This window comes from Oscillospiraceae bacterium CM, assembly GCA_022870705.1.
In the GTDB taxonomy this organism is placed as follows: domain Bacteria; phylum Bacillota; class Clostridia; order Oscillospirales; family Oscillospiraceae; genus Sporobacter.
In genome coordinates, this window is sequence record CP072107.1 from 828,284 (window position 1) to 838,888 (window position 10,605).

The 10,605-nt window shown below is 53.6% G+C and carries 10 protein-coding genes; all 10 read left to right on the forward strand.

What is annotated here, in order from left to right; translation table 11 throughout:
• The first annotated feature begins 114 nt into the window (after positions 1 to 114).
• The 10 genes from IZU99_04180 (at position 115) to dprA (ending at position 10,565) form a co-directional block, all read left to right on the forward strand.
• On the forward strand, positions 115 to 858 hold the full coding sequence (locus IZU99_04180; protein UOO38458.1) for an rRNA pseudouridine synthase: 744 nt from the start codon (positions 115 to 117) through the stop codon (positions 856 to 858).
• 217 nt (positions 859 to 1,075) lie between these two features.
• Positions 1,076 to 2,167, forward strand: coding sequence for a helix-turn-helix domain-containing protein (locus tag IZU99_04185; GenBank protein ID UOO38459.1), 1,092 nt, complete (start codon positions 1,076 to 1,078; stop codon positions 2,165 to 2,167).
• 55 nt (positions 2,168 to 2,222) lie between these two features.
• Positions 2,223 to 2,912: a cell division ATP-binding protein FtsE gene (ftsE, locus tag IZU99_04190; GenBank protein UOO38460.1), complete on the forward strand. Its 690-nt coding sequence runs from the start codon at positions 2,223 to 2,225 to the stop codon at positions 2,910 to 2,912.
• Positions 2,806 to 3,786, forward strand: coding sequence for a permease-like cell division protein FtsX (gene ftsX / locus IZU99_04195; protein ID UOO38461.1), 981 nt, complete (start codon positions 2,806 to 2,808; stop codon positions 3,784 to 3,786). The genes ftsE and ftsX overlap by 107 nt, the downstream gene beginning before the upstream one ends.
• 12 nt (positions 3,787 to 3,798) lie before the next feature.
• On the forward strand, positions 3,799 to 5,013 hold the full coding sequence (locus IZU99_04200; protein UOO38462.1) for a peptidoglycan DD-metalloendopeptidase family protein: 1,215 nt from the start codon (positions 3,799 to 3,801) through the stop codon (positions 5,011 to 5,013).
• Between the two features lie 18 nt (positions 5,014 to 5,031).
• On the forward strand, positions 5,032 to 6,222 hold the full coding sequence (locus IZU99_04205) for a PDZ domain-containing protein (GenBank protein UOO38463.1): 1,191 nt from the start codon (positions 5,032 to 5,034) through the stop codon (positions 6,220 to 6,222).
• 267 nt (positions 6,223 to 6,489) lie between these two features.
• Complete coding sequence (greA, locus tag IZU99_04210; protein UOO38464.1) at positions 6,490 to 6,966, forward strand: transcription elongation factor GreA; 477 nt, start codon at positions 6,490 to 6,492, stop codon at positions 6,964 to 6,966.
• Positions 6,967 to 6,983: 17 nt separating this feature from the next.
• Positions 6,984 to 8,483, forward strand: coding sequence for a lysine--tRNA ligase (gene lysS / locus IZU99_04215; protein UOO38465.1), 1,500 nt, complete (start codon positions 6,984 to 6,986; stop codon positions 8,481 to 8,483).
• Between the two features lie 61 nt (positions 8,484 to 8,544).
• Complete coding sequence (locus IZU99_04220; protein ID UOO38466.1) at positions 8,545 to 9,309, forward strand: RNA methyltransferase; 765 nt, start codon at positions 8,545 to 8,547, stop codon at positions 9,307 to 9,309.
• Positions 9,310 to 9,335: 26 nt separating this feature from the next.
• A complete protein-coding gene (dprA, locus tag IZU99_04225; GenBank protein ID UOO38467.1) occupies positions 9,336 to 10,565 on the forward strand; it encodes a DNA-processing protein DprA in 1,230 nt (409 codons plus the stop codon).
• Positions 10,566 to 10,605: the final 40 nt, after the last annotated feature.

Here is a 10,605-nt window from a genome sequence, read left to right on the forward strand (position 1 = left end):
CCCCGTCATCTTGTTGATAAAGCTTATTCGCTCCTGTCCCGCGTTATGACAGGCAGATGCGTTACTTGCCACGTCGATTGGGGGAAAAGCCCGGCGGGGGCACGGAGGAATAATATGGATAGCATCCGACTTGACAAATTCATATCCGATGCCGGTATCGCCTCAAGAAGAGAGGCGCTTCGGCTCATAAAAGCGGGTTTTGTCGTTGTTGACGGCGTGACGGCCTTGTCGGGCGCGCTCAAAATTGATCCGCAGTCTGCCGTTATTTCCGTCAGCGGCAAAACACTGACCTATCAAAAGTATCACTACCTGATGCTCAACAAACCCGCGGGTGTTGTTTCCGCGACGGAAGACCGCGACGAAAAGACAGTCAACGACCTCCTTGAAGGCCCGTGGGCACATATCGGCCTGTTTCCGGCGGGGCGGCTTGACAAGGATGCCGAAGGTCTCATGATTTTAACGGATGACGGGGCCTTTGCCCATCGGGTTCTGTCGCCGTCGAAGCATGTTTTTAAAACGTATTACGTCGAGACAACAGGCGCGCTGACATCGCAGGATGCCGAGGCCTTTAAAAATGGCGTTATGCTGAAGGACGGGCTGCGCTGCCTGCCCGCGTCCCTACAAATAATTTCTGCCGATTCCACAAGCGCAGCTTATGTGAGAATTTGTGAGGGAAAATACCATCAGGTCAAGCGCATGCTGGCATCGCAGGGCAAGCCCGTCACATTTTTAAAGCGCGTGGCCGTCGGCGGGCTCCACCTTGACGCGCGTTTACAGCCGGGCGCTTACCGAGAAATGACGCAGGAGGAGCTTGCGTGTGTCTTTGAACCGATCGATATCTGGAAAAATTTTGTGTAAAATTTTTGGAAGAATTGCCTCCATTCGTGCTGAAATTGTGAAAATTGGCATATAGTGCTCGTTATTTTAACAAAAAATTAAAAAAAATAACAAATGACTATGATTTCTCACTTGAAAATTGTTGAATTCCAGTATATTATGTTAATGTTGTAGGTATGGTCAAAATCACGAAACAGTTCCCCGTCCGGTAAAAAGAAGAAAATGGGAGGACAATGTCATGTCCAGCAGAATCTTTCAAAGTGTTATTGTCCAGATGAAAGAAGCCACCAAACGGCTCATCGGCGTTATTGATTCGGACGGTACCATTGTCGCCAGCAGCGAACTGGCTCTCGTCGGTTCCAATATCGGCGTCTTTCCGGCGTCGGCGGAGGAGACGGGTGACAAGGTCATCAAAAGCTTCGGGAGAACGTTTAAAATGCTGGGCGGCGCCGGGGCAACATTTGATTACGCTGTTTTTGTCGACGGGGAAGACGACATTTCGAAGACGATTTGTATTATGGCCTTTATCGCCATTTCCGAGGCAAAGATTTATTACGAAGAAAATCACGATAAGTGTGCGTTCGTCAAAAACATCATCTCCGATAATATTCTCCCGGGCGACATTTACGTGCGCGCCAAGGAACTGCATTTTGTCACGGATGTGCCGCGCCTCGTGCTTGTCATCCGTCAGGTCGGTCGGTCTGAAGTTACCGCCATTGAGCTGCTGCAGAATCTCTTCCCGGACAAGCAGCATGATTTTGTCATTTCCGTCAGCGAAACGGACATCGCCCTGATTAAAGAAGTTGCGCCCGCTGTCGACACAAAATATGTCCTCAAGCTCGCCGCCACTGTCGAGCACAAGCTCAGCGAGGAGCTCGGTCTGAAAACCGTCATCGGTATCGGCACACCGGCAAAGCATCTGCGCGAGCTGGCCGACCGCTATAAAGAGGCGCAGGTCGCCATCGATGTCGGCAAGGTGTTTGACACGGAGAAGACGATCATCAACTACGAAAATCTCGGTATCGGCCGCCTGATTTATCAGCTGCCCACAACGCTGTGCGAAATGTTTCTGTCGGAGGTTTTCAAGAAAAATCCCATCGAGTCGCTCGACCAGGAGACGCTTTATACAATCAACAAGTTCTTTGAAAACAACTTGAATGTCTCAGAGACATCCAGAAAGCTTTTCGTTCACAGAAACACGCTTGTCTATCGGCTGGAAAAAATCAAAAAGCTCACGGGGCTTGACCTGCGTGAATTTGATCATGCGATTGTTTTTAAAGTCGCGCTGATGGTAAAGAAGTATTTAAATTCCCAGGAGTCCAAATTTTAAAGGCTTTTCGGGAACACGAGGCAATCGTCCTGATGCTAAATTTGAGGTACAATGAATGGTTCAACTGATTGATGTATTCAAGGAATATGAAAATGGTACGAAAGCGCTCAAAGGCGTTAACCTGAAGCTGGAGTCGGGCGAATTCGCTTTTCTCGTCGGCCCCTCCGGTTCCGGAAAATCAACGATTATGAAGCTCTTAACGGCTGAAATCGCGCCGACAGACGGCACGGTGGTCGTCAACGGCTTTAGTTTAAACGACATTAAAATGAACAAGATGCCGTATCTGCGGCGTTCGCTCGGCGTCATCTTTCAGGATTTCAGGCTAATTCCAAAAAAGACGGTTTATGAAAATGTCGCGTTTGCAATGCACGCGGTTGGCGCTCCCGCCAAGGAGATCCGAAAGCGTGTTCCCTATGTTCTGGACTTGGTCGGTCTCGACATGAAAGCAAAAATGCGTCCGCTGGAGCTCTCCGGCGGCGAGCAGCAGCGCGTGGCGATCGCCCGGGCGCTTGTCAACAATCCTAATCTGATCGTCGCCGACGAGCCAACAGGGAATCTTGACCCGGCGCGCAGCCTTGAAATTCTCATGCTGCTTCAGAAGATCAACGAGCTCGGGACGACGGTTCTTGTCGTGACGCATGAAAAGGCGCTTGTGGACGCCTTTACAAAGCGTGTCATCGCCATCGACAACGGCAGGATCATCAGTGACGGAATGGACGGGTACTACAAATATGAAGAGGTCTAATTTTACATATTACATCAAGGAAGGTGCCGCCGGTATATTCGCGCACGGCTTCATGTCGTTTGCCTCGGTCTGCATCATCGTGGCCTGCCTCATTATCATGGGCAGCTTTTCCCTTCTGGCGGTCAATGTCAACGCCATTATTGATAAGTTTGAAAAGGAAAATGTCGTCCTCGCTTTCGTCGATGAAAACCTGACGGAGCAGCAGGCCAGAGCGCTGGAAAGCCAGATTGAAAGCGTGCCGAACGTGGAGTACGCGACGTTTATCAGCCGTGACGAAGCCATGCAGAGCTTTGAGAGCAAATATCAGGACAAGTCCATCTTTGAAAACCTTGATTCCACCGTTCTGCGCCACCGATACGCTATTTATATGCGCGACATCTCCCAGACAGAGCAGACGCAGAACGACCTTTCCGCCATCAACGGCATCGTGAAGGTTAACGCCAACCTCAGCATTGCCAGAGGCTTTGTCACCGTCAGCAACGTCGTCAGCGCCGTGTCGCTCACTATTGCTGCCGTCTTGCTCGTTATTTCTCTTTTTATCATGTCCAACACCATCAAACTGGCGACGTTTGACAGGCGTGAGGAAATCGCCATTATGAAAATGGTCGGCGCGACGAACAGCTTTATCCGATGGCCGTTTGTTTTTCAGGGCTTTACACTCGGCCTTGCCGGCGCGCTGATTGCCTTCATTGCGCAGTGGATCATCTATGCCCTTGTTGCCAACATGCTCGTGAACAGCTATGCGCTGACCTTTGTCACAACGATCCCATTTTCAAGCGTCGCCATACCGATTTTCCTTGTGTTTGTCGGAATTGGGTTTGGCGTCGGCGTCGGCGGCAGCGCAATGGCCATCAAGAACTATTTGAGAGTCTGAGAAGGTGTATCTATGACGAGAAAATGGTTTATCCGTATTGTTGCCATTCTCCTGGCGCTTTTGATGGCGGTATCCGTGCTTTATATTGCGGTTAACAGTATTAAGGCGAGTGCCGTCACCCAGAGCCAGATCGATAGTCTGAAAAAGCAGCAGAAGGAAATTGAACGCAAAAAACAGGAGATCCAATCGCAGATTAACTCGCTGAAATATCAGCAGTCGACCGCGATGGCGAAAAAGAACGTCCTTGATAATCAAATCGACCTGACGCAGCAGGAGATAGCCAACATCACCGATCAAATCGAAACATATACACAGCTCATTGCAGCCAAGGAGACAGAGGTTCAGCAGGATCAGCAGTATGAAGACGAGCAGTTTGCACTCTTTAAAGCCCGCATGCGGACGATGGAGGAAAACGGCACCATCTCATACATAGCCGTCGTCTTTGACGCCAGCAGCTTTGCCGATTTGCTCGCCCGCATTGACTTCGTCGGTGACGTGATGCATTACGACCAGAACCTTTATATGAAGCTCAAGGCCGCCAAGCAGGCGACGATTGACGCCAAAGCGGCGCTGGAGGTGGCCAAGGCCGACCAAGAGGCCGACAAAGCCGACCTGCAGAAAAAGCAGACGGAGCTCACAGCGCAGCTGGCCGAGGCCGAAGCCCTCGTGCAGCAGCTGGAGGATAATCTGAATCAGGCCAAAGAGCTTTACGAGCAGGAAAACGCGGAAGGCGACAAGATTCAGGCGGACATCAATAAAAAAGTTGAGGAGCTCCGCAAGCAAAACGAGCAGTCGGGTAATGGCGTCGTCGGTACCGGTCAGCTCACCTGGCCGACGCCGTCGTGCATGATTGTCACGTCGCCGTTCGGTATGCGCATGCATCCGATTTATCATGAGATGCGCATGCATTATGGCATTGATATCGGCGCAAAATATGGAGCGAGCATCGTTGCCGCCGACAGCGGCACGATCATCATCTCCGAATACAGCTCCTCCTATGGCAATTATATCGTCATCAGCCACGGCAACGGCATGACGACGCTGTACGCCCATATGAGTGCGCGCCTTGTCAAGGCCGGTGATAAAGTGACAAAAGGAGATACCATCGGTAAAGTCGGCTCAACCGGCGCATCAACGGGTGCACACCTGCACTTTGAAGTCTCCAAGAACGGGACGCGCGTCAATCCGCTGCAGTACTTCAGCGGCTATACAAAACAGGGCTGGTAAGCCGTAACAGGAACGTTTATGAAAAAACAGTTTGGCTTTAAAACGGTCATAGCGCTGATGCTTTGTGCATCAGCGCTTACCTGTCTTGTCCTCGTCATCGCAGCCTGGCTGTATACCGGTGCCGATGTGGGGCTGTTCGGCGAAATCCGGACGTATATCGCCATGCGCCGTGATATAAAGGACACCTATATCGGGACGTATGACAGCCAAAAGGTCTCGGAGGCAGCTTTAAAAGCAACCGTCGATGCCCTTGATGACAAATGGTCGTATTACATGACGCCGTCGGAATATAAAAAGTATCAAAACGATGCCAACAACCAGTACGCCGGTATCGGTATCACCGTGAAAAAGGACGATGCGACAGGCGGCCTTCTTGTCCTGGGCGTAACGCCCGGCTCGGCTGCTGAAGAAGCCGGGCTTATAGCAGGCGACATCATCACGGCGATTGATGGTAAGGATATCACAAAACTCTCTCTTCATGACGCCTCCGCCCTGTTCGACCGCGCGCTCGGCCAGTCCGTCAGCTTGACGGTCGCGAGCCCAGACGGCAGTGAGCGCACACTAAGCGCTGTTTACGCCCTTGTCGATACAAAGCCGGTGCGCTCGGAACTAATTGATGGCAACGTCGGTTATATCGAGATTAAAAACTTTGAGGGCGGCACAGCAGATAGTTTTATAAAAGCGGCGGACGAACTCGTTGCCAAAGGCGCTCAATCCTTCGTGTTCGACGTGCGCAACAATGGTGGCGGCCGTGTGACAGAGCTTAAAAAAATGCTCGATTATCTCCTGCCGGAATGCGATATCTTTATCGCCGTCGATAAAAGCGGCAAGGAGGATGTGACGCGATCCGACGCGGAAAACGTCAAGCTGCCGGCCGTTGTGCTTGTCAACCAGTATTCCTACTCGGCGGCGGAGTATTTTGCGGCTGTCCTGCAGGAATACAAATATGCAACGGTTGTCGGCCAGCATACAACGGGTAAAAATCGCTCGCAGGTCACGCTCACGCTACCGGACGGCGGCGCGCTCCACATTTCCTCCGGGGAATATGTCACACCGCATCGCGTCAGCCTGTATGACGCCGGCGGTATCGCGCCGGATGTACCCGTTGATCTTTCCGAGGCGGACAATGCTCTTTTATACGGCGGGCAGCTCCCGCGCGATAAAGATATCCAGCTCAACAAAGCGCTCGACCTGTTAAAACAGTCATAAAGCCGACCGGTGGTTTATATTCTTGAAAGTAAAGCCGCCTATTTGACGGCTTGACAAAAATTCAAGTTTTTACTATAATTAGTGCTCATATACGGCCTTGAGCGCACTGCGCTTGAAAGGCCGTCTGACGGAAGAAGAAAGTGTCGGTGTCCTGCCGGCACGGTCTTTTTTTAAATCCTCGCGCGCCGTCATTCACGGGGCGGCACACAACAGCGCATTGCGATTAAATCGTTTAAAACGATTTTTCACATCGAAAGGATGGTGGCTATGGTTAAGGAAACAAGATACAAGATGAGTGAGGAACGCCTGAGCGAGCTCAAGGAAGAGCTCAATTATCTTGTGACCGTCAGAGAAAAAGAGGTAGCCGAGCAAATCAAGGAAGCACGGTCCTTTGGCGACCTTTCGGAAAACAGCGAATATGACGAGGCGAAAACGGAGCAGGGCAAGCTCTATTCCAAAATCGCTGAAATCAAAAACCTCATTGAAAACGCGGAGATTATCACAAAAAGTGACGAGACGGACAAGGTCGGCATCGGCAGCATCGTCACCGTCCGCGATTGTGAGCTCGGCCTTGAGGAGACGTATCAGGTCGTCGGCTCTCAAGAGGCTGATCCCATTACCGGTAAAATATCGGATGATTCGCCTTTCGGCAAAGAACTCATGGGCCACCGCGTCAGCGACATTGTGGAGGTCGAGGCGCCCGCCGGGCGGTTGGCATTTGAAATACTGAAAATCGGCAAATAAGCGTAACGGAGTGGACAATGGCGGACAATAACGTTTTACCGGCAGAGCAAGAACTGTCGGAACTGCTGCAGATTCGGCTCAACAAGCTCATCAAGCTGCAGGAGGAGGGGCAAGACCCCTTTCATATCACAAGATTTGAACGGTCGGTTTTTTCCGCCGATGTTCTCAATCAATTCGAGGCCATGGAAAACAGCGATGTCTCCATGGCCGGCCGCGTTATGGCGCGCCGCGGCATGGGCAAGGCGATTTTTGCCGACCTGCTGGACGACAAAGGCCGTATCCAGCTGTATATCCGATTAAACGATGTCGGAGAAGAAGCCTTTGAAGCGTTCAAGCGCGGCGACATTGGCGACATCATCGGCATTACAGGCTTTGTGTTTAAAACGCGTATGGGAGAAGTCTCGGTGCATTGCCGTTCCGTGCGCCTGCTCGCCAAATCACTCAGACCACTGCCGGAGAAATTCCACGGCCTGACGAATCAGGAGCTCAAGTACCGTCAGCGGTATGTCGACCTCATTATGAACCCTGAAACGCGGCGCGTTTTTGATATCCGCAGCCGCTTTATCCGCCATATCCGCGCCTTTTTGGACGCGCGCGGTTATATGGAGGTTGAAACGCCTGTTTTGAACACCATCTCCGGCGGCGCGACGGCACGGCCGTTTATCACGCATCACAACACGCTTGACCTCGATATGTATTTGCGCATCGCGACCGAGCTGCATCTCAAGCGCCTCATCGTGGGCGGTATTGAGCGCGTTTATGAGATCGGCCGTGTTTTCCGCAACGAGGGAATGGATACAAAGCACAACCCGGAGTTCACAACCGTCGAGCTCTATGAGGCCTATGCCGACTATCACGTTATGATGGACCTTTTTGAAGCGCTCTTGTCTCAGGCGGCGATGGCGCTTCTCGGAACATATAGCGTCAGCTGGCAATCGGACACTCTTGACCTAACGCCCGGCTGGCCGCGCCTGTCGATGGCCGACGCCGTCCTCAAGCACACGGGCGTTGACTTCATGGCCTTTACATCGACGGAAGACGCCGTCAAAGCCGCCGCCGCAATCGGCGTCAAGATGCCGGACGGCAAGGAGCCTTCATGGGGCGATTTACTCTACGAATGCTTCGACCAGCGCGTTGAGGACAAGCTCATACAGCCGGTCTTCATTATCGATCACCCCGTTGAGGTCTCGCCGCTGGCCAAGCGCAAGCCGGATGACCCGCGCCTGACCGAACGCTTTGAGCTGTTTATCTGCCATAATGAAATGGGCAACGCCTTCTCGGAGCTCAACGACCCCATCGACCAGAAGCAGCGATTTTTGCGTCAGGTCGCCCTGCGATGTGCCGGTGATGACGAGGCCTGTATGATGGACGACGATTTTATAACGGCGCTTGAATATGGTATGCCTCCGACGGGCGGACTCGGCATCGGGATCGACCGCTGTGTCATGATGCTCACAAACAGCGCCTCCATTCGAGACGTTCTTTTGTTCCCGACCATGAAACCAATCGAAGACTGAACGATAAAGCTGCGGCGTCTTGACACGATGCCACAGCTTTGTTTGTATAAGGGATGACGACATGACAGAAATCAAAAGCCGCAAAAACCCCATTATGGCGCATTTTAAAAAGCTTGGTGCTGACGGCGATTACCGGCGCGCCTGCTGTGAGTTCGTCTGCGATGGCGCCAAGCTGCTCAACGAGGCGATTGCCGCCGGAGCCGAAATCCATGCCGTTATCACAAGCGGGAAATGCCCCGATGCGCTGCCGGATGCCGTGCCGGTCTATTTTGTCACGCCTGATATCATCCGCACCATATCACCCCTGAAAAATCCGCAGAGCGTCATTTTCTCCTGCGGCATTCCGGCGGCAGCGGCGGCACTTGACCCTGCCGGCACCTTTATCATTCTTGAGGGCGTGCAGGATCCCGGCAACGTCGGTACTGTCATCCGCACGGCTGACGCTTTCAAGATGGACGGCGTCATCCTGACGGGCGGCTGCTGCGATTTGTATAACCCCAAAACGGTTCGCGCCACGATGGGGGCGCTCTTCCGGCAGCGTGTCGTTCTTCTGGAACTCGGCGCGATTGCTGCGCTGAAGGCGCAGGGTCTTGCCCTTTACGGCGCGGCGCTCGCCGGCGTCTGCCGGGACGTCCGTGCAGTTTCGCTTCAAAATGCGGCGATCGCCGTCGGCAGCGAGGGGGGCGGCTTGTCCCAAGCGCTGCTCGACCTCTGTGACGCGCGCGTCATGATTCCCATGGCGCCGGACAGCGAATCCTTAAACGCCGCTGTCGCCGCCGCCATCCTCATGTGGGAGGCAAAAAAGCATCTGTTCAGCATCTCATAGACCTAAAAGAAAGAGAGAGATACGCCATGGCATCGCTGAAGTATTGGGTCTGGCTGTCCTCACGGCCTGGTATGGGGCCGCTGACGGCCTTGAGGGTTCTCAACTGGTTCGCCTCGCCTGAGCAGGTCTTTTTTGCACCCGAGCAGGCGTACCGGGATGTCGGCGGCTTAACCCCGCGTGATATTGAGGCGCTGTCGGACAAGAATTTGTCTTCTGCCGCCAAAACACTTGAGGCCTGCGCGGAAAACGGCTATCGCATCATCACCCTCGGCGACGGTGATTATCCGGCGCGGCTTTTGAACATCGCAGACCCGCCGCTTGTCTTATACGTCCGGGGGCGGCTGCCCGTGATGGACGAGGAGGCGGCCATCGCCGTTGTCGGAACGCGCAAATGCACGCCTTACGGCGTCAAAGAGGCTGAACGGCTGGGCTATGAGCTGACGCGCTGCGGCTGTCTCGTCGTCACGGGTCTTGCGCGTGGAATCGATACGACCGTGGCGCTGGGGGCGCTGCGCGCGGGCGGGCGCGTCGTCGGCGTTCTTGGCTCCGGGCTTGATATCGTCTATCCGCCCGAAAACAGGCAGCTTTTTGAGGATGTCGCCGCGGTCGGCGCCATCCTCAGCGAATACCCGCCTCAGACGCCCGCGGCTGGCGAGCACTTCCCGCGCCGCAACAGGATCATGAGCGGGCTGTGCGTCGCCGTTGCCGTTGTGGAGGCACCGAAAAAAAGCGGCGCGCTTATCACGGCAAATTTCGCCCTAGAGCAGGGCAGAGACGTTTACGCCCTGCCGGGCAATGTCGACGCACCGGCTTGCGCGGGGTCTAATCAGCTGCTGCGCGAGGGGGCTGTGCTCGTCACATCGGGTCGCGAAATTGCCGAGGAATATATGGCGCTTTTCCCCGAAAAAATCTGTCTTGACAGGGAGAAAGTTCCGCTTGACAAAAAGCGTGCGGACAATCTGGCACGCGGCGCAGCCGACACAAATCGACGGATTTCGGCAAAAAAAGAGATTGACAACGCCAAAACCGTGGAATATATTGACCTAGTAAAACTGAAAGAACGCCTGAATGATGCGGAATATGCCGTTGTCACGGCTATCGGGTCGGAGACGCGCCACATAGACGAGATCATCGCCGCCTGTGCCCTGCGTGCGGGCGACGTTCTGTCGCTGCTCACGCTGCTGGAACTCGACGGCGTTGTCGAGCAGTCTTCAGGCAAATACTTTAAATTGTGTGACAGGATCAACGCGGAATAGGAATCGGCGCTGTGCTCCGGTCTTGATGATAACACGCCGC

Excerpts from the sequence above, each read along its gene's own strand:
- IZU99_04205 (UOO38463.1), top strand. The coding sequence starts at position 5,032 with ATGAAAAAACAGTTTGGCTTTAAAACGGTCATAGCGCTGATGCTTTGT.
- ftsE (UOO38460.1), top strand. The coding sequence starts at position 2,223 with ATGGTTCAACTGATTGATGTATTCAAGGAATATGAAAATGGTACGAAA.
- IZU99_04220 (UOO38466.1), top strand. The coding sequence starts at position 8,545 with ATGACAGAAATCAAAAGCCGCAAAAACCCCATTATGGCGCATTTTAAA.
- greA (UOO38464.1), top strand. The coding sequence starts at position 6,490 with ATGGTTAAGGAAACAAGATACAAGATGAGTGAGGAACGCCTGAGCGAG.
- dprA (UOO38467.1), top strand. The coding sequence starts at position 9,336 with ATGGCATCGCTGAAGTATTGGGTCTGGCTGTCCTCACGGCCTGGTATG.
- IZU99_04185 (UOO38459.1), top strand. The coding sequence starts at position 1,076 with ATGTCCAGCAGAATCTTTCAAAGTGTTATTGTCCAGATGAAAGAAGCC.
- IZU99_04180 (UOO38458.1), top strand. The coding sequence starts at position 115 with ATGGATAGCATCCGACTTGACAAATTCATATCCGATGCCGGTATCGCC.
- IZU99_04200 (UOO38462.1), top strand. The coding sequence starts at position 3,799 with ATGACGAGAAAATGGTTTATCCGTATTGTTGCCATTCTCCTGGCGCTT.
- lysS (UOO38465.1), top strand. The coding sequence starts at position 6,984 with ATGGCGGACAATAACGTTTTACCGGCAGAGCAAGAACTGTCGGAACTG.
- ftsX (UOO38461.1), top strand. The coding sequence starts at position 2,806 with ATGAAAAGGCGCTTGTGGACGCCTTTACAAAGCGTGTCATCGCCATCG.